The 18,975-nt window shown below is 68.5% G+C and carries 11 protein-coding genes; 8 read left to right on the top strand and 3 right to left on the bottom strand.

The features are described 5' to 3' along the window. Positions 1-9 precede the first annotated feature (9 nt). The 3 genes from bcsZ (at position 10) to AC1DN0_RS27585 (ending at position 6,126) form a co-directional block, all read left to right on the top strand. Positions 10-1,236: a cellulose synthase complex periplasmic endoglucanase BcsZ gene (bcsZ, locus tag AC1DN0_RS27595; RefSeq protein WP_477101872.1), complete on the top strand. Its 1,227-nt coding sequence runs from the start codon at positions 10-12 to the stop codon at positions 1,234-1,236. Continuing rightward, positions 1,209-5,699 carry a cellulose biosynthesis protein BcsC gene (locus tag AC1DN0_RS27590; protein WP_477146156.1) on the top strand — a complete coding sequence of 1,497 codons (4,491 nt, stop codon included), beginning with the start codon at positions 1,209-1,211 and terminating at the stop codon, positions 5,697-5,699. The genes bcsZ and AC1DN0_RS27590 overlap by 28 nt, the downstream gene beginning before the upstream one ends. 91 nt (positions 5,700-5,790) lie before the next feature. Beyond that, positions 5,791-6,126 carry a hypothetical protein gene (locus tag AC1DN0_RS27585; protein WP_035859003.1) on the top strand — a complete coding sequence of 112 codons (336 nt, stop codon included), beginning with the start codon at positions 5,791-5,793 and terminating at the stop codon, positions 6,124-6,126. A 200-nt stretch (positions 6,127-6,326) separates the two neighbouring features. Here AC1DN0_RS27585 and AC1DN0_RS27580 read toward each other — a convergent pair whose 3' ends face one another. Further along, entirely contained in the window at positions 6,327-8,291 is a 1,965-nt protein-coding gene (locus AC1DN0_RS27580; RefSeq protein ID WP_441637494.1) for a sensor domain-containing diguanylate cyclase, read from the bottom strand. 286 nt (positions 8,292-8,577) lie between these two features. On the opposite strand from AC1DN0_RS27580, the gene AC1DN0_RS27575 reads away from it, so the two are divergent. The 4 genes from AC1DN0_RS27575 to AC1DN0_RS27560 all read left to right on the top strand — a co-directional run bounded on the left by AC1DN0_RS27575 (position 8,578) and on the right by AC1DN0_RS27560 (position 15,820). Further along, positions 8,578-11,793 carry a bifunctional diguanylate cyclase/phosphodiesterase gene (locus AC1DN0_RS27575; RefSeq protein WP_477146155.1) on the top strand — a complete coding sequence of 1,072 codons (3,216 nt, stop codon included), beginning with the start codon at positions 8,578-8,580 and terminating at the stop codon, positions 11,791-11,793. 108 nt (positions 11,794-11,901) lie between these two features. Beyond that, entirely contained in the window at positions 11,902-13,002 is a 1,101-nt protein-coding gene (locus tag AC1DN0_RS27570) for a putative 2-aminoethylphosphonate ABC transporter ATP-binding protein (protein WP_441637130.1), read from the top strand. After that, positions 12,999-14,747 carry a putative 2-aminoethylphosphonate ABC transporter permease subunit gene (locus AC1DN0_RS27565; RefSeq protein ID WP_441637128.1) on the top strand — a complete coding sequence of 583 codons (1,749 nt, stop codon included), beginning with the start codon at positions 12,999-13,001 and terminating at the stop codon, positions 14,745-14,747. The genes AC1DN0_RS27570 and AC1DN0_RS27565 overlap by 4 nt, the downstream gene beginning before the upstream one ends. Before the next feature lie 53 nt (positions 14,748-14,800). Beyond that, complete coding sequence (locus tag AC1DN0_RS27560; RefSeq protein ID WP_477146154.1) at positions 14,801-15,820, top strand: putative 2-aminoethylphosphonate ABC transporter substrate-binding protein; 1,020 nt, start codon at positions 14,801-14,803, stop codon at positions 15,818-15,820. 284 nt (positions 15,821-16,104) lie between these two features. Here AC1DN0_RS27560 and AC1DN0_RS27555 read toward each other — a convergent pair whose 3' ends face one another. Beyond that, on the bottom strand, positions 16,105-16,422 hold the full coding sequence (locus AC1DN0_RS27555; RefSeq protein ID WP_035858983.1) for a PadR family transcriptional regulator: 318 nt from the start codon (positions 16,420-16,422) through the stop codon (positions 16,105-16,107). A gap of 372 nt (positions 16,423-16,794) precedes the next feature. Here AC1DN0_RS27555 and AC1DN0_RS27550 point away from each other — a divergent pair, with 372 nt between their 5' ends. Continuing rightward, positions 16,795-17,721 carry a DMT family transporter gene (locus AC1DN0_RS27550; RefSeq protein WP_051647945.1) on the top strand — a complete coding sequence of 309 codons (927 nt, stop codon included), beginning with the start codon at positions 16,795-16,797 and terminating at the stop codon, positions 17,719-17,721. Positions 17,722-17,751: 30 nt separating this feature from the next. Here AC1DN0_RS27550 and AC1DN0_RS27545 read toward each other — a convergent pair whose 3' ends face one another. Next, entirely contained in the window at positions 17,752-18,561 is an 810-nt protein-coding gene (locus AC1DN0_RS27545) for a MipA/OmpV family protein (protein ID WP_441637123.1), read from the bottom strand. Between the last annotated feature and the right edge of the window lie 414 nt (positions 18,562-18,975).

Genomic DNA, 18,975 nt, shown 5'->3' with positions numbered 1-18,975 from the left:
GTGAACCAACTGCGCGTGAATCAACCGCGCCGCCGCTGGCTGGCTGGCCTGCCCGGGCTGGGCGCGCTGGCGGCACTGGGCGGCTGGCCCGCGCTTGCAGGGGCGGCGACGCCCAGGCCTGCCGCGCCCGCCGCCTGCGCCTGGCCGCTATACCAGCAGTTCCTGTCGCGGTTCGTGCAGGCCGATGGGCGCGTGGTCGATCCTTCCACCAAGGAGCAGCAAAGCACCTCCGAGGGCCAGTCCTACGGCATGGTGTTCGCGCTGGTGGCCAACGACCGCGCCACCTTCGACCGGCTCTGGCAGTGGAGCATTGCCAACCTGGGCGCGGGCAGCCTGCAGGACAAGCTGCCCGCCTGGCAATGGGGCCACCGCGCCGACGGCTCGTGGGGCGTGATCGATGCCAATCCGGCCTCCGACGCCGACCTGTGGTTCGCCTTCGCCCTGCTCGAGGCTGCCCGCTTGTGGCGCCAGCCGCGCTATGCCGAATCGGCGCGCGCGCTGCTCAAGCTGGCGGCGCAGCACGAAGTCGTGTCGCTGCCGGGCTTCGGCACCATGCTGTTGCCGGGGCCGCAGGGCTTCGCACAAGGCAAGGCCGATGGCCCGCGCCAATGGCGCCTCAATGCCAGCTACCTGCCCGTCCCGCTGCTGCGCCGCCTGGCCGCCGCGGAGCCGGCCGGCCCCTGGGGCACGCTGGCCACGCAGACTGGCAGGCTGGTTGAGGCGGTGGCCCGGCAGGGCATCGTGCCGGACTGGTCGGCCTATCGCAGCGACAATGCCGGCAGCGGTTTTGTTGCCGACCCCGACAAGGGCGACGTCAGCAGCTACGATGCCATCCGTGTCTATCTCTGGGCCGGCATGACGCCGCGCGGCGACGCCGCCGGGCGCGTGCTGATGAAGGCGCTGGCGCCGCAGGCGCAGCGCATGGCCGGGCGCGCCGCGCCGCCCGAGCGCATGCACGCCGACAGCGGCGTGCTGGAAGGCGAAGGGCCGACAGGTTTCTCCGCCGCGCTGGTGCCTTTCCTGCAGGCCGCGGGATCGCCGGCCGCAGCGGTGCAACGCACGCGCGCCGAGTCGATGCTCGATGCCGCGCAAGGCAAGCCCGCCGCCATGTATTACGACACCGTATTGGGATTATTTGGCCTCGGCTTTGCCGAAGGCCGCTTCCGGTTCGCGCCTTCGGGGCAACTGGAGCTGGAGTGGGAGAAGACATGTCGAACCGCAAGCGCCCGGCCATGACCGGAGGCGCGACCGCATCCAGGGCGACGCACGGACTGGCAAATTCCGGCGACGCCGCGCGGGCCAGGGGCCTGCGCGCCAAGACGCTGGTGCTGAGCCTGCTGACGGTATTTGCCGCGGCAGCCACCGCGCAGGAGGACCCGGTCAAGCTGCTGGTGGACCAGGGCAAGTACTGGCAGGAACGTGGGCGCAGCGATCGCGCCGCCGAAGCATGGCAGAAAATCCTGCGGCTTAACCCGAACCAGCCCGAAGCCCTGTACGGCATGGGTGTGGCCGAAACCGAAGCGGGCCGCGCCGACGGTGCGCGCACCTACCTTGAGCGCCTGAAGAAGGCGCAGCCCAACTCACCGCTGGTGGCGCGCCTGACGCAGGTGATCAGCAGCGGCGGCGAGACCAGGCAGGTCGAGCAGGCGCGCCAGCTGGCGCGCAGCGGCCAAAGCGAGGAAGCGGTCAAGCGCTACCAGCAGGCCGCGGGCGGCGCGGTACCGCAAGGCAACCTGGCGCTGGAGTACTACCAGACGCTGGGCGGCACCGCGCAAGGCTGGGAAGAGGCGCGCAAGGGCCTCGAGCAACTGGCGCGCGCCAATCCTTCCGACAACCGTGCCCAGCTCGCGCTGGCGCAACACCTGACCTATCGCGAATCCACCCGGCGCGACGGTATCCGCCAGCTTGAAGCGCTCTCGAAGAGCAGCGACGTAGCGGCCGCGGCCAGCGAGAGCTGGCGCCGGGCACTGACCTGGCTGGGCGGCCGCCCGGCCGACGCGCCGATGTACCAGGCATGGCTGGCAAGCCATCCCGATGATGCCACCATCCGCGCCAAGCTCGATGCGATCAAGGGTCAGCAGCAACAGCAGCAGGCCACGCAGGTCGCCGGCGCCGCCAGCAACCCGGTGCGCCAGATCGTGCAGCAGGGCTTCGACGCGATGGATGCCGGCGACCTCGAGCGCGCCGGCGAACGCTTCCAGGCCGCGCTGGCCCAACACCCCGGCGACGCCGATGCCCTCGGCGGCATGGGCGTGCTGCGGCTCAAGCAGGAGAAGTTCGCCGAGGCCGTGGACTTTCTCGACCAGGCTGCCAAGCATGGCGCGGGCGGGCGCTACCGCAGCGCGCAGAACAGCGCCACGTACTGGCTGCTGTCCGAACAGGCAAGCGCCGCGCGCAGCGCGGGCAATCGCGTCGAGGCACGCAGCCTGCTGGAGCGCGCGATCAGGCTCGACCCGCGCGAGCCTTCGGCGCAGGTGGCGCTGGCCGACGTGATGGCCGAGGAGGGCCAGTACGCCCAGGCCGAAGCGGCTTACCGGCGGGTGCTCAAGCAACAGCCCGACAATCCCGATGCCACGCGCGGCCTGATCGGCGTGCTGGCGGCGCAGAACAAGAGCGCCGAAGCGCTCGCCATCGTGCAGAACCTGACGCCGGCCCAGCAGGACAAGGTTGGCTCGCTGGGCAAGCTGCGCGCGGAAGAAGCGCGCGGCCAGGCGCGCGCCGCGCTGCAGCGCGGCGATACCGCCGGCGCCCGCCGCGCGCTGGAAGATGCCATGGCGGCCGATCCCACCAACCCGTGGGTACGGCTGGACGTGGCGCGCGCCTATGCCGCGATGGGTTTGAAGGAGCAGGCGCGCAGCGTCATGGACGGCTTGCTGCTGTCCAATCCCAATATGCCTGACGCGCTGTACGCCAGCGCGCTGCTGTCCGCCGAAACCGGCGACTGGCAAAGCGGGCTGGACGCGCTGGAGCGTATTCCCCCGCAGAACCGCACCCGTGACATGGGCACCCTGCAGCGTCGCCTGTGGGTGCACGCCGAAGCCGACCGCGCCAGCGGACTCGCCGCCGCCGGCCAGCAAGCCGCCGCGCTTGGCGTGCTGCAACAGACCGAGCGCTACGCCCAGCAGGACGCAGACCAGCTTGGCGCGCTGGCGCTGGCCTACGCCGATGCCGGCGACGAGGCGCGCGCGCTGTCGCTGATGCGCAACGTGATGAGCCGCACGGTGCGCCCGGATGTCGGCATGCAACTGCAGTACGCGGCCATCCTGCTCAAGACCAAACAGGACGTGGAACTGGCCGGCGTGCTGCGCCAGCTCGCCAACGCCAGCATGAGCGCATCGCAGCGCCGCGACTACGACGACCTGCGCGTGGCCTATATCGTGCGGCAGGCCGACGCGCTGACCGAGAGCGGCGACCTGGTGGCCGCCTACGACATGCTGGCGCCGGCGCTGTCCGAGCGTCCGGGCAACGGCGCCGTGCGTGCCAGCCTGGCGCGCATGTACGCCCAGGCCGGCGAGAACAAGAAGGCACTGACGCTGTACGAGAGCGTGCTGGAGAAGGATCCGCGCAACCTCGACCTGATGCTGGCGGCCATCGGCACCGCCACCGCCGCCAAGGAATACAGCTGGGCCGAAGGCACGCTGCAGATGGCGCTGGCGCAGGCGCCCAACTCGCCCAAGGTGCTGACCGCCGCCGGGCGGCTCTACCGCGCCGAGGGCAAGACCTCGCGCGCGGCGGACTATTTCCGCGCGGCGGTGGCCGCCGAGAACGCGCTGGGCACTTCGAGCGGCTCCGCACGCCCGGGTGGCGCGGGCTTTGACCGCGTGCCGTCCAACCCGTTTGTCGGATTGCCCGGCCAGCGCGATAGCTCGCAGTTGCCGCCGCCCGGCTCGCAAGCGCCCTATCCGGTTGTGCCAGGCCCCAGCCGTGCCGTGGCGGCGCCCCAGCCCGCGATGATCCCGGCGCCGGTGATGATGAATGCAGGCGGGCAGCCCTCGCAGCCCTATATCCCGGCGCCGGTGTCCGCCGGCGGGCAGCCGATGGCTCCCGTGATCCAGCAGCCGCAAGCCTACTATCCGCAGCAGGCGCCCGCCCCGGCGCAGGCCCCCTCCAGCACCGCCGGCACGCGTGGCAAGAGCACGCGCGGCAGCACCAAGGCGGCTAACCAGGCCACGCAGCCCAATCAAGGCTATGCCGCTTACCCGGCGCCGGCCCCGGCCTATCCGGCCTATCCGGCCTATCCGGGCAACGCGCAGGCCGCCCAGCAGCCCGGCGTACCGTATCCGGCCCCGCAGGCTGCGGCGGCTCCCCAGTATCCAGGGGCGCAATACGCGGCGCCGGCCGGCGGCTACGCGGCGGCACCCGTGCCCGCCGCGCCAGCGCGCCAGCCGATCGGCGCGCAGTCTCGCGCGCCCTGGCTGGCCGATGCCGACTCGCAGGCGAATCCGGTGGGGCCCAAGACCGCGCAAGAAGAACTGCGCGAGATCGAGGCGCAGCGCAGCAGCACCTTTGCTGGCGGCCCCACGCTGCGTGGACGCAACGGCGACTCTGGCATGAGCCAGCTCACCGAAATGCAGGTGGTGGCAGAAGCCAAGATGGCCGCCGGCAATGGCAAGCTGGTGGCACGGGTGACGCCGGTCGCGCTCGACGCCGGCTCGGTGGGCGGCGACTACAACAGCGCCTCGCGATTTGGCGGCGGTCCGCTGGCCTTCCCGGTGGGAGGGGCGCCGGTCAACCTGAATGGCACGCCGTTGCAGTCCACTTCGCCAGGCTCGCAGAACGCTTTTGGGGTGGCGCTCGGTGTGGCCTACGAGTCGGACAATTTCAAGGCCGATATCGGCAGCACGCCACTGGGCTTCCGCTATACCGACGTTAACGCCGGCGCTCGCCTCAACCTGCCGGTGACGCAGCGCACCACGCTGTCGCTGGGCGCGTCGCGCCGGCCCGTGACGGACAGCCTGCTGTCCTACGCGGGCGTCAGCGACGATCGCGTCGGCCTGCAGTGGGGTGGCGTGATGAACAGCGGCGGCCGCGTCGACCTTGGTTGGGACGATGGCCTCTTCGGCCTCTACGGCTATGGCGGCTACGGCGTGCTGACCGGGCACAACGTCATGCGCAACAACCGCTGGGAAGGGGGCGGTGGCTTCTACCTGCGCTTGATCGACAACGCCGAGCAGCGGCTGATGAGCGGCGTCAACTTCACCTCGATGGGCTACTCGGACAACCTGCGCTACTTCACGTTTGGGCAGGGCGGTYATTTCAGCCCGCAGACGTACTTCGCCGTGACGGTGCCGCTCTCGCTGGCGGGCCGCAGCGGGCGGCTGGCCTACAATGTGCGCGGCGGGCTCGGCATGCAGGCCTTCCGCGAGGATGATTCGAACTATTTCCCGACCGATGCCGGCGCCCAGTCGGCCGCCAATGCCGCGGCGGCGACGGCCTTCAAGGCCGGCCTGACCAGCTCGACCAAGGCGGTATATCCGGGCCAGTCCAAGACTGGCGTGGCCTACAATCTGGTTGGCTCGGTGGAGTACCAGGCGGCCCAGCAGCTGTTTGTGGGTGGCCTGGTCGGGCTCGACAACGCGCGTGACTACAGCCAGTGGTATGCCGGCGTCTACGTGCGCTATTCGCTGCAACGCCAGACCGGCCAGATCGCGTTCCCGCCGGTAGCGCCGCAATCGGCGATTGGCCCGGTGCCGTTTTGAATGGGCACGGGACCATACGGAGGAGCCGGGCGCGCGACGATCCATCAATCAAGTGAGAGCGCAGCAAACAGGCTGTGGAAGGAAGTTCATCATGGGTGAAGCAAAACGACGGGGCAGCCAGGCAGAGCGTGCCGAGCAGGCACGCACACGGCTTGAGGGCCTGCGGCCCGCGCAACTGGTGTGCGGCTCGTGTAAGACGGCGTTCAGCACCTTCGATGCGATCGATGCGCCTAACCTGCGTGGCATCGATGCGGTGTTTGGCGGGCAGTGTCCCAATTGCGGGAACGATGTGCTCGTGTTCAAGGGCGAGCCCAATGCCGTGGCCGATGCGATGGTGGCGTGGGAGAGGATGATGGGGGCGGATACCAAGCTTGGGTATCAGTCGCGGGACGGCAAGCACGTGCCATTCAACGAGGGGAAGGAGTAGGCGCAGCGCCGCCGCAAGGCAAGTAAAGGGAAGCGGCGGCAAAGTAAAGGCGCTTGCATTGACCTGCCGCGCCCGGGTGCTGGCGCCCACGCGGACCATCGCCGACATCCGTTTTCCGAAGCGCCGCGGGCGGCGGGGCAAGTCAATCGGGGTGATGCCGTGCTTCGCGACGCTGTGCAAGCCGTGCCGCGGCCCTGGCCTCAGTCCTCGTCCCCTTCCCCCAATAGCGCATCCGGCCCCATCTCGAACCGCCCGCGCCCCGCGGCCTTGGCACGATAGAGCAGCGTATCGGCCTGCCGCATCAGCTCCTGGTCCGGCATCGGCGCCCCCTGATAGAGCGCCACCCCGATACTCACGTCGACATCCGCGAACACGCCGTCGATAAAGAACCGCCGGCCAACCGAATGCACGATGGCCTGGGCGATGCGCCGCGCGTTGGCGGCAGCGCCGATATCCTCCAGCACCACGGCGAACTCGTCTCCGCCCAGGCGTGCCACGGTGTCGCGTTCGCGGACGCAGCGCAGCAGCCGCCGCCCGAAGGCCTGCAACAGCAGGTCGCCGGTGATATGGCCGTGGAAATCATTGACGGCCTTGAAGCGGTCCATGTCCAGGTAAAGCAGCGCCATCAGCCGGCCATCTTCACGGCTGCGCGCCATGGCCGCCTGCAACAGCGACTCGAAGGCGCCGCGATTGAGCAATTGGGTCAGGTGATCCAGCCGGGAGATGCGCGATAGCCGCATGGTCTCCAGCTTGCGCTGGGTCACGTCCTGCACATGCACGTGCACGCCCATCACCTGGCTGCGGTCGGCGCTCCATTCGGGGCGGAAATTGGTTTCCATGCAGCGGTACTCGGGATCGCTTTCCTCCACCTCGAACGTTACCGAGGTACCGGACAAGGCATTTTGCAGGAACGGCCGGACGCGCGCATAGCGGGTTTCGCCGATCACCTCGCGCACGGTCATGCCGCGCAGCGTTTGCACCGGAATGCCAAAGGTCCGCTCATAGGCCAGGTTGTTGAAGACATAGCGTTCGTCGGGCCCGACAAAGGCCAGCAGCGCGGGCAGGGTATCGGTGACCGCGCGCAGCTGGCGCTCGCTCAGGTCGAGCTGTTCGCGCCGCTCGCGCACGTCTTGCATCAACTGCCCGAAGGCGCGCGCGAGATCGCCGATCTCGTCGTTCTGCAGTGCCGGCAGCCGTTCGTAGGCGGCAAGGTCACGGGCGCTGTCGCGTACCACCTGGTGCAGGCGCGTGAGCGGCGCCAGCAGGTGCCGCAGGGTCAGCCAGATCAGTAGCGCCACCACCGCCAGCGCCAGCAAGGCCAGCCCGAGGAAGCGCGCCTGCATGGCATGCAGCGGGGCGAAGGCCTCGCGCGCGGGCAGCACCGCCACCAGCTCCCATCCCGTGCTCTCCATCAGGTAGCGGGAAATCAGCGGCCTGAAAGGCGAGAGAAACTCGATAGCGCTGCTGCGATCATAGACGCCACAGGTGTCGCCCAGCGCGCGTGCCGGTTGCGCTGTCATGCCCGGATCCGGGTGCCGCACGTAGACCGGCATGCGCCCGGCCGATACCAGGCAATAGAAGCCGGTGGTGCCAAGCCGGTTGTGCGTGATTTCCACCAGGAAGTTGGCGCTCGACAGGTCGAGCCAGCCCCCCAGCAGGCCGACGAATTCACCTTGCGGGGAGACGATCGGCACGGCCACCAGCACCCCGGTCGCGCCATTGATGCGGGCGCGGATGGGCGGCGTGATCACCGGCTCCAGGGTGCGCGCGGCCTCGCGGAAGTAGTCGCGGTCGCCGACGTTCACTGGCACGCCGTCGTGGGCCAGGATGCGGCCCTGGGCATCGGCCACCATGAACGAATTGAAGGTGCCCGGAACGGGAATCCGCCGCTCCAGCAGGCGGCGCAGCTCGTTGCCGGGGCGCCCGAGCTCCCCGGCGAGCTGCGGGGCCACGTGGGATAGCAGGGTGATGCGGTCTTCCATCGCGGTGTCGAGCTGGTTTGAGGCGAGCTTGACGATGGAGTCCTGCTGGTCCTGCAACGCGGCGCGCAGGTCGTCGTGCGCATAATAGAGCGAAGCCAGCACGATGCCGGTACCAAGTACGGCGGCGAACGCCGTGGAAATCAGCGCGAGACGCGCCTTCAGGGAAAGCGAAACTTGGGGCATGCGAGCCGGCGGTGTCGGGGAATGGCGCGTGCCTTCTGGCCGGCCGGCCCGCGTAGCTGCCGGAGTCGGGCTCCGGCAGGCTTGCGGGCCCGCCAACCCTACCACAAGCGCCTGCCCCGCGCGAGTCCGGATGGGCGCGCGGGGCGTGCCGCGCGAGTGCGTGTGGCGCCGCACGTTACTCCGGGATGCCGGGGGTGGGCGAGCCGTTGACGTCACGGTATAGTGGCTCGAAGCCCTGCGACGGCAGGGTGAGGCCGTCGAGGGCTCCCATCCGCTCCCCCTGTTCATGAAACTGCCCTCACTTTCGCCCGTCTTGCTATCCCTGCTGGTTGCCGCTACCGGCGCCCTGGCCACGGGCGGCGCCTGGTACGGCATGCGCACGCTGGAGGACCGGGTAGTGCGCGACGATTTCGATGCGTTGTTCTCGCCGGTCTTTACGGCCTTGCAACGGCGCCTGCAGGAGAACGAGCAATTGCTGCGCGGGACCGCGGGGCTGTTCGCCGCCGATCCCGTCGCCACGCGCGAGCAATGGCGCAACTACCTGTACACCACGCAACTGGACGAGCTGCCGCCCGGCACGCAATCGATCGGCTATGCGCGCCTGACCCCTCCCAGGGAGCTCGACTGGCTGGTCGAGACGATACGTCACCAGGGCCAGCCAGGCTTCGAGGTCTACCCGCTGGGCCCGCGCGACGTGTACGCGCCGGTTGTCTATGTCGAGCCCTTCGCCGGGCGCAACACGCGGGCGCTTGGCTTCGACATCCTCTCGGACCCCGTGCGCCGGGCCGCCGCCGAGGCTGCCCGCAACAGCGGCGAGGTGCGCCTGACCACCGGCGTGGAACTCGTGCACGAGAACGAAACGCAGACGCCGCAACGCGGCGCGGTGCTCTACCTGCCGGTGTACGGCAGCGGCTTGCCGCTGAACACGCCGGTCCAGCGCCAGCTGGCCGTGACCGGCTACGTCTATACGTCCTTGCGCCTGGAGGATTTGTTGCGCAGCGTCGGCTTGCCCGCCGCCGGCACCTTGTCGCTGACGCTCTATGACGGGCGCGACACCCGGCCCGGCGCGCTGCTGGCCGGCGACGCGGAGCCCGTGGCGGCGGCCGCGCCGGCGCCGGAGCAGCAGGCAGAGCGCGAATTGACATTCGGCGGCCGGATCTGGACCCTGCGTGCCGCCCCCCTGCCAGCCTTCGAGACGGCGCATCGCCCGCGGCGCTCCCGGCTGACGCTGGCGGGCGGCTTGGCGGCGACGCTGATGGCGGCGTGGCTGGTCCTGGTGCTGGCCCGGCAGCGGGACAGGGCGTGGCGGCTCGCGGCGCGGGCCCGCCAGGGCCGGCAGGCGGACGCCGCATTGCAGCGCGCGGGCCTGGCCAGTGCCACCGATGCCTTCCTGGTGTGCGATGCCGATGGCCAGGTCCAGATCGCCAGTGCCGCTGCCACGACATTGTTCGGCAAGGCGGCGGACCAGTTCGCCGGTACGCCCATTGCCACCTTGCTCCCTGACGCCGCCATGCTGCCCGCGCCGGACGGGCGGCGCGAGACCCGCGCCCGCAAGGCCGATGGCACGGTCTTTCCCGTGCGCGTAGCGGTGACGTCAGTGCCCGCCGCCGGTCCCGGCCGCGTGATGTGGGTGGTGACCGACCTGAGCGCCATCCGCCGCGCCGAACTGGCTGCCGCCGAGCAGGCCGAGCGCAGCGCACGCGTGCTTGACCACACGGCGCTTAGCGTCATTACCTTCGACCGCGACGGCCTGGTGACGGGCATCAACCGCGCCGCCCAGCGCATGCTGTGGTACCAGGCCGGCGAGGTGGCCGGGCACATGCGCTTTCTCGATCTTCTCGACCCCCGGGAGGTCGCGGTGCGCGCTGCCGCGCTGACGAACGAGCTGAGCGAGCCGGTCGCCGCAGGCTTGCCTGCCGTGGTCGGCAAGGCGCGCCTTGGGCTGGCCGATGAACAAGAGTGGACCTATGTCCGCAAGGGCGGCTCGCGCTTGCCGGTGCAGCTGACGCTGAGCGCCCTGCCCGAGGCGCGCGCCCCAGGCGCCTCGGACGATACGCCGGCGRCTGCCGTAGCCGGCGGCGCTGTCATCGCGGGGCTGAACGCCGGCGGTTATCTCGCTATCGCGCATGACCTGACGGAGCGCAAGCGTGCCGACGAATATATCCGGCACCTGGCGCATCACGACGCCCTCACGGGTTTGCCCAACCGTGCCCAGCTCCATGCACGCACGGAGCTGGTGCTGCAGCGCGCATTGCGCAAGGGGGAGCGCATCGCGCTCCTGCTGCTCGATCTCGACCAGTTCAAGCGCATCAACGAATCGCTCGGCCACCACATCGGCGACGAGGTCCTGCGCATCGTCGCCGACCGCCTCAAGGCCGCCGTGCGCCACGCCGACCTCGTCGCGCGCATGGGCGGCGACGAGTTCGTGGTGGTGCTCGACCCGGTGAGCCAGGACAGCGAGGCCGAGCTGGTCGCCGCCAAGATCCTGGCGCGCTTGTCGGAAGACCTGCAACTGGGCAACCAGCGGCTGCGTGTGACGCCTTCGATCGGCATGGTGATCTGTCCGGATGACGGCGACAACCTTGCAGACCTCCTCAAGAACGCCGATGCCGCCATGTACGCAGCCAAGCGTGGCGGTGGCGCGCAACTCAGCCGCTTCTCCAGCGAAATGGCGGAGGCGTCGATGGCGCGTTTCACCATCGAGGGGCTGCTGCGGCGCGCGCTGGCCGCGCAAGCCTTCAGGCTGCGCTACCAGCCCATCGTCGATGCCGCCAGCTTGCGCATCCTCGGCGTGGAGGCGCTGATTCATTGGGACACGCCCGAGCGCGGCGTGATCCCGCCGGCCGAGTTCATCCCCATCGCCGAAGAGAGCGGCCTGATCATGCCGCTGGGCGAATGGATCCTGGCCACGGCCTGCCGCGAGATCCAGCAGTTGCGCACCAGCCTCGGGCTGGACCTGGAGGTGGCGGTGAATATCTCGCCGCTGCAACTGCGGCAGGCCGGGTTTCCCGCCATGGTCACGCAATGCCTGGCGGCGGCCGGCCTGCCGGCCGCGAGCCTGACCATCGAGGTCACCGAGGGCATCCTGATCGAGGGTGGCAGCAAGACCATCGATACCTTCGAGCGCGTGCGCGCGCTCGGCGTGGGCTTGTCGATCGATGATTTCGGCACCGGCTATTCGGGCCTGAACTACCTCACGCGGCTGCCGATCGACAAGCTCAAGATCGACAAATCCTTTGTCGACGACGTGGCCCATGATGAACATCACCAGGCGGTGGCGTCCGCCATCATCACCCTCGGGCACCAGCTGAATCTGCAGGTGGTGGCCGAAGGCGTGGAGTCGCCGGCGCAGTTCGCCTTCCTGCGCGACCGGGGCTGCGACGCGGTACAGGGCTACCTGTTCTGGCAGCCGGTGCCGCTCGCCGGCCTGATGGAGATCTGCGCGGCGGGTGGGAAAGCGACGATGCACGCCAAGGTGCAAGCTGTGCCGACAGGCCACTGACCCCAAAATCCGCCAATACCCTTATCGGGATTCTTTGCCCGGCTGCCACACGCCTGGCATCCGGTTTCCCTATGCTGCCCGCTGTTACCAAAGCGCAGAGGGTTGTTCATGCAAGCAGGTGAGTCCGTGCCGGAGCGCGCGTTCCTGGCGATCGAAGGGGTAGGCAAGCGTTTCGGCGGGGCAGGCGGTTTCCAGGCACTGGATGGTGTTTCGCTGTCGGTGCCGCAAGGCGAGCTGTTGTGCCTGCTCGGCCCGTCGGGTTGCGGCAAGACCACTTTGCTGCGGATCGTCGCCGGGCTGGAGCGTGAAGACGGTGGGCGCATCCACGCCGGCGGGCGGGAGCTGACCGGCTTGCCGCCGCAAGCGCGCGACTACGGCATCCTGTTCCAGTCCTATGCGCTGTTTCCCAACCTGTCCGTGGCGCAGAACGTAGCCTACGGCCTGCAGGGCCGCGGCATGGGGCGCGCGCATCGCGAGGCACGCGTCGGTGAAATGCTGGCGCTGGTGGGGCTGGCCGGCAGCGAGCGCAAGTTTCCCGGGCAGCTCTCCGGCGGCCAGCAGCAGCGCGTGGCGCTGGCGCGCGCGCTGGCGCCGGCGCCCTCGCTGCTGCTGCTCGATGAGCCGATGTCGGCGCTCGACGCACGCGTGCGCGAGCACCTGCGGCTGGAACTGCGCCAGTTGCAGCGCCGCCTGAACATCACCACCGTGATGGTCACGCACGACCAGGAAGAAGCCATGGCGATGGCGGACCGCATCGCCGTGATGGAGGGCGGGCGCATCGCCCAGGTCGGCACGCCCGGCGAAATCTACGAGCGCCCGGCGTCGCCTTTCGTCGCTGAATTTATCGGGCAGGCCAACTGGCTGGCGGGACGGCTCAGCGGGCGCGACACCTTCAGCGTGGGCGAGCTTGAGCTGGCGGTTTCTCCGGCCCGCGCCGGCGAGGTCGCCGATGGCGCCGTTCGCCTGTGCTGCCGGCCGGAAGCGGTCCGGCTGCACCCTGCCGACGGCGAGCCTAACCGCTTGCTGGCGCGCATCGTTGACCAGACCTACCTGGGCAGCCGTTACCGCCTGATGCTGGAGGCCGATCGCCTGCCGGGCATCACGCTGTTCGCCGACGTACTGCGCGAGGAACGCCACCTGCTGCCGGCGCAGGGCAGCCACAAGTTCTGGGTGTCGCTGCCGAGCCAGGCGCTGCAGGTGTTCGCATGACGCGCGCGTTGCCCGTGGCCGCCGCCAAAGCGAACGATGCTGCCACCATCGCCAGCCGCGCGCGCGGCGCCGGCAGCCTGGCGGACCGCATCGCCCACGGCGCGCCCGCCGCGATGAAATGGCTCTGGCTGGCAGCGCTGGCCGTGGCGCTGGCGCTTCCGCTGCTGGCGCTGTTCGGACAAGCCTGGTTCGACGAGGCCGGGCACTGGGCCCTTCCCGCGCGCATGGCGGAGCTTGCAGCCAATCCCAATTTCGTACCGCTGCTGGGGCGCAGTCTCGCCGTCTCCCTGACCGTGGCCGCTCTGGTGGTGCCGCTGGCCTTCGGCTTTGCCTATGCGCTGCAGCGTTCGCGTATCGCCTTCAAGCCGCTGTGGCGCGGCATCGCACTGCTGCCGTTGTTTGCGCCCTCGCTGCTGCCGGGCATCGCGCTGGTCTACCTGTTCGGCAACCAGGGCATTTTCAAAGGCGCGTTTGGCGCGGGCGGCATCTATGGCTTCTGGGGCATCGTGCTGGGCGAGGCCTTCTACACCTTTCCGCACGCGCTGATGGTGCTGATCGCGGCGCTCTCGCTGGCAGACGCGCGCCTGTACGAGGCCGCGCGCGCGATGGGCGCTTCGCCGTGGCGGACGTTCCTGACGGTGACGCTGCCAGGGGCCCGCCACGGGCTGTTTGGCGCGGCCTGCCTGGTACTGACGCTGGTAGTGACGGATTTTGGTGTGCCCAAGGTGGTGGGCGGCGGCTACCCGGTGCTGGCGCTGGAAGCCTACAAGGCGGTAGTAGGCCAGCAGCAGTTCGCGCGCGGCGCGCTGATCGGCATGCTGCTGCTGTTGCCGGCCTTGCTGACCTTCGGTGTGGATATCGCCATGCAGCGCCGCCAGCGCGCGCAGATGTCGAGCCGCGCGCAGGTCTATGTGCCTGGCCGTGACCCGCTGCGCGACGCCTGCTGCACGCTCGTGGTGATCGTGACCGGGGCGCTCCTGCTGACTGTGCTGGCCGCGGCGGTGGGCGCTTCGCTGGTCAAGCTGTGGCCGTACAACCTGCAGCTGACGCTGGCGCACTACGACTTCGACAATATGGACGGCGGCGGCTGGCTGGCCTACCGCAACAGCCTGCGCCTGGCCGCGCTCACCGCGCTGGCGGGCACGCTGGCGATTTTCTTCGGCGCCTGGCTGACCGAACGCACGCGCGGGCCGGCCTGGCTGCATGGCGTGCTGCGGGCAGGCTTTGTGCTGCCGATGGCGGTGCCCGGCCTGGTCCTCGGGCTGGGCTATGTGTTCTTCTTCAACGCGCCGTCCAATCCGCTGCACACGCTGTACGGCACCATGACGCTGCTGGTGATCTGCAACGTGGCGCACTTCTACACCACGGGCCATCTCACTGCCGCCGCCGCGCTGCGCCAGCTCGATGCGGAGTTCGAAGCCGCGGCACTCTCGCTCGGCGTGGCGCCGCTGGTCACCTGCTGGCGCGTGACGGTGCCGATTTGCCTGCCGGCACTGATCGATATCTTCCGCTACCTCTTTGTCTCGGCGATGACCACGGTGTCCGCCGTGGTCTTCCTCTACAGCCCGGATACCGTGCTGGCCGCCATTTCTGTGCTGAACATGGACGATGCCGGCGACACCGCGCCGGCGGCGGCCATGTCCACGCTGATCCTGCTGACCTCCGCGCTGGCCTGCCTGCTGCTGATGGGCGCCGCGCGCGGCTGGCTGCGGCGCACCCAAGCCTGGCGCGCGCCGCAAGGCTGAGACCTGCCAACCCTGTTTGCCCGACACCAAGACACGCATCCCAAGGAGAAACCATGCCTCACCTGTTCCGCACCGCCACCGCTGTGGCCGCCTTCTCGCTGCTGGCCGGCGCCGCCCATGCCAGCACCGTGCTGACGGTCTACACGGCGCTCGAAGCCGACCAGATTGCCGCCTACAAGGCTGCCTTCGAAAAAGCCAATCCCGAGATCGAGATCAAGTGGGTGCGCGATTCCACCGGCATCGTGACCGCCAAGCTGCTGGCCGAGAAGGCCGCGCCGCGCGCCGATGCGGTGTGGGGCCTGGCGGGCTCCAGCCTCGCCATCCTCGACAAGGAAGGCATGCTGCAGCCCTACGCGCCCAAGAACCTGGCCGCGGTGGATGCGCAATACCGCAGCGCCGCCAACCCGCCGGCATGGGTCGGCATGGACGTATGGGGCGCGGCGATCTGCTTCAACACGATCGAGGCACAGAAGCAGGGCTTGCCCAAGCCCACGTCGTGGGCCGACCTGACCAAGCCGGTATACGCGGGCAAGATCGTCATGCCGCACCCGGCGTCGTCGGGCACCGGCTACCTGGATGTCAGCGCCTGGCTGCAGATGATGGGCGAGCAGAAGGGCTGGTCCTACATGGACGCCCTGCACAAGAACATCGGCCTGTATACGCACTCCGGCTCCAAGCCCTGCAAGATGGCCGCCCAGGGCGAGTTCCCGATCGGCATCGCGTTTGAATACCGCGCCATGAAGTCCAAGAAGGAAGGCGCGCCGATCGATATCGTGCTGCCCGCCGAAGGACTGGGCTGGGACATCGAGGCCACCGCGATCATCAAGGGCACCAGGAACCTGGACGCCGCGCGCAAGCTCGCCGACTTCTCCGCCTCGTCCGAGGCCATGGCGCTGTACGAGAAGAATTTCGCGGTCCTGGCCATTCCGGGCATCGCCAAACCGGATCCGCTGCTGCCGGCCGACTACGAGAAGCGCCTGATCAAGAACGACTTCAACTGGGCCAGCGCCAATCGCGATCRCATCCTCGCCGAATGGAGCAAGCGCTACGAAGGCAAGGCAGAGAAGAAGTAAGCCAGCAAGAGCGGTCAGTCAGCAGGCCCGGTGCGGCCGGTGCAACCGCGCGCCGGCCTCGCCGGGCCGTCTTCATTGACGCGAAGCATGTTGCCTCACGCAGAAACGGGTACGTTATGCATCGCATGCAGCATTGCGGCGAAGCGATCCTGCATGGGGCGATTTTGCGGGGGGGACGTGTACGGGGGAAACGCGATCGGAGAAGCCAGTACGGGCTCGCGCCGACACCGGGCTGTGGCGGCGCCAGGGGGGCGGCCAATATCGTTGGCCGGCCTCCGGGGCAATCAGCTGTGGGAGATTTCCGAAGGATTGTTGCGGGAGTGCAGCCGGCGGTGGAGATCGTCGACGTGGGCGCGGCTGCTTTGCAGCTCTTCCCGGCCACGCTCCGTGATCAGGTAGACGCGGCCAATGCCGTCGCGCAGGACGCTCTCGAGATAGCCTTCCATCTGCAAGGCACGCAGCAAGGGGCGGACGGTGCCGATGTCGACCTGGAAGCCGTACTCCATCAGCATCTCGGCCAGCATGGCCACGGTGGCCGGCACCTCGACGGCAAATTGGAGGACGTAGATGCGGGCTAGCAAGCCAAGGAACTGTCGTTTCATGACGCTGCAAACGCGGCATCTCCCGTTGCGGTTGACGTTGATTTATAGTTGTGAACCGTGCGCCGCAAAAAAAGAAGCCGCCACGTGAGTGGCGGCTTGTCGGGAATGCGTCGGAGGGGTCAATTAACTCTGGCGCAGATCAGATTTTAAAATAACTAAATACGACTTGTCACGTACCACATGTGGGCGTCCCCTCATCAGTAGGGTATGAACGTTGCAATCTTACATGTGAGAGCCTTGTGCGGCACTTTTTTTGCCTGTTTCCAGTGCCTTGCCGTGGCGCCTGTTTCAGGCAGGGAGATGTCCGAAACCAGCTTGCGGCCACTTCGGCTGCGGGGTTTAATCCGTGCACACCATCCTCGATGCCCTCACATGAAACCCGCAGACCTGATTCGCCTGCTTAGCCTTGCCGCCATCTGGGGCGCCAGTTTCCTGTTCCTGCGGATCGGGGCGCCGGTGCTCGGCCCGCTGACCGCGGCCTTCCTGCGTGTACTGATCGGCGCAATCACCCTTGCGGTCTGCCTGGCCCTTATGCGCGTGCGCTGGGATATGCGGGGCAAGTTGCGGCAGGTCATGGCGCTGGGCGTGATCAACTCCGGCATCCCCTTCGTCATGTACTCGTTCGCGGCACTCTGGCTGCCGGCGGGCTACTCGGCAGTGTTCAATGCGATGACGCCGCTGATGGGTGTCCTGATCGGCGCACTGTGCTTTGGCGAACGCCTGACGCTACCCAAGGCCGGCGGGGTCGTCCTCGGTGTGGCCGGCGTCGCGGTGCTGACCCGCACCGGTCCGGTGGCGTTTTCGCCGCAGGTGATGCTCGGCGCCGCCGCCTGCCTGGTGGCTACCGCCTGCTATGGCCTGGCCGGCTTCCTTGCGCGGCGCTGGATCACCGCGCAAGGCGGGCTGGACAGCCGCCTGGTGGCGACTGGCAGCATGTTTGGCGCGAGCCTGTTCCTGCTGCCGTTCTGCGCGATCGCGCTGGCGCGCGAAAACACGTTGCCGGCTGCCGGGCCGGGTGTATGGCTGGCGATGCTCGGAGTGGGGATGCTTTGCACGGCCATCGCCTACATCCTGTACTACCGCCTGATCGCCGACCTCGGACCGGTACGCTCGCTGACGGTCACCTTCCTGATCCCGCCGTTCGGCATCGTCTGGGGCGCCATTTTCCTTGGCGAGCAGTTGTCATGGGCGCATGTGGCGGGCGGGGCGCTGATCGGGCTGGCCGTCTGGCTGGTGCTGCGGCCCACCGCCCCGGTCGCGGCCGGGGGCACGGCAGTGCCGGGGCCGGGCCGGTCCTGAGGACTGCGGGCCGTGCCATAAGGCCGCCGGCTAGCGGAAGCGGTAGGTCACCGCGCCCATGCCGGTCCATTGCTGACGCCGCTCGGTGATAGGGCTGCTGGCCGCATCGCCCTGCAACCGTGCAAATGTCACCGAGCCCAGCGCGGACCAGTTGCGCGAGATTTCATAGCTGACGATGCCATTCGCATGCCATTCGCGCAGGCCAGCCCCCACGGCATGCGTGGGCAAGCCGGAGCGTGCGCTCTGGTCCGCCGTGACACCGAAGAAAGTCTGCATGTACTTGCTGTTGGTCCACGTCAGTCCCGGCCCCAAAGTGAATAGCCACTTACCCGCGGGCAGGCTGAACAGTATGTCGCCGTTTGCGATCAGGCCTTGTCCCTGGCCAGCGATATCCTGCGCGACATCCGCCGAGAAGGTCACGAACGACACCTGTGCCTGCGCAAATGCCCGCGCCCGCACGGTCATGTTGACGTCGCCCAGGCCGTTCAGCCGGCTGTCGTCCTTGCTCTTGCGCCAGGTCGGGTCGAGCTGGAAATCCGCGCCAACCTGCCAGATGTCGTTGTTGACGGCGTAGATCCCTAGGAAATCGAAACCGCGCGAGAAGAAGCGGCCTTTGTAGTCGATGTCCTGGTAGATGATCGGGTAGATGAGCGAGTCGCGGGCACCGGGGAATTTCGGTGCGACGTAGATGCCGGGGCCGGCGGAGATTTTCCAGTTGCTGGTGGTGGTAGCGGTGGAAGCCGGTACGTCGGGCATTTCGGGCGCGGCCCATGCGGCTGTGGTGCCCAGGTAAAGGGCGAGAGCCAGGAGGGCGTGGCGGGGCGCCGGGTAGGTGGGCATGGGGGGCGCGGGGTAGCGGTTTGTGGGCCGCGCTGCGCGCGGGGGGCAGGGGGATTTTAGCTGGATGTGGTGGGGGTGGCGTGGCGGGGGGATCGTGTTGGTTTTTTGCTGGGGTATTGGGACTTGGGACTGCCTTAACTTCAACTTCAAAGGCTTAAAGTCAAAGCAGTTTCACCACCCCTGCGGGGCGGCGACCTACTTTCTTGTCTTGCCAAGAAAGTAGGCAAAGAAGGCGCGCCGGATGGGGCGACCCCCTCCTCGTCGGCAGACAAAAAGAGCGGCCGGGGGCCAAACTCGCATCGCCTTAAGGCGATACTCAAACATGGCCCCCTCTTTTCCGCTCTTTTTGCCTGMCGACGAGGCGCCCCATACGGCCTGGTACACCTTGACGGCTCGCTTCGCATCGCGCTGGGG

The sequence above is a fragment of the Cupriavidus sp. 05N39 genome (genome assembly GCF_056397325.1).
Note: the sequence above shows the minus strand (reverse complement) of the source record. Positions and strands in the feature narration are given on the sequence as shown.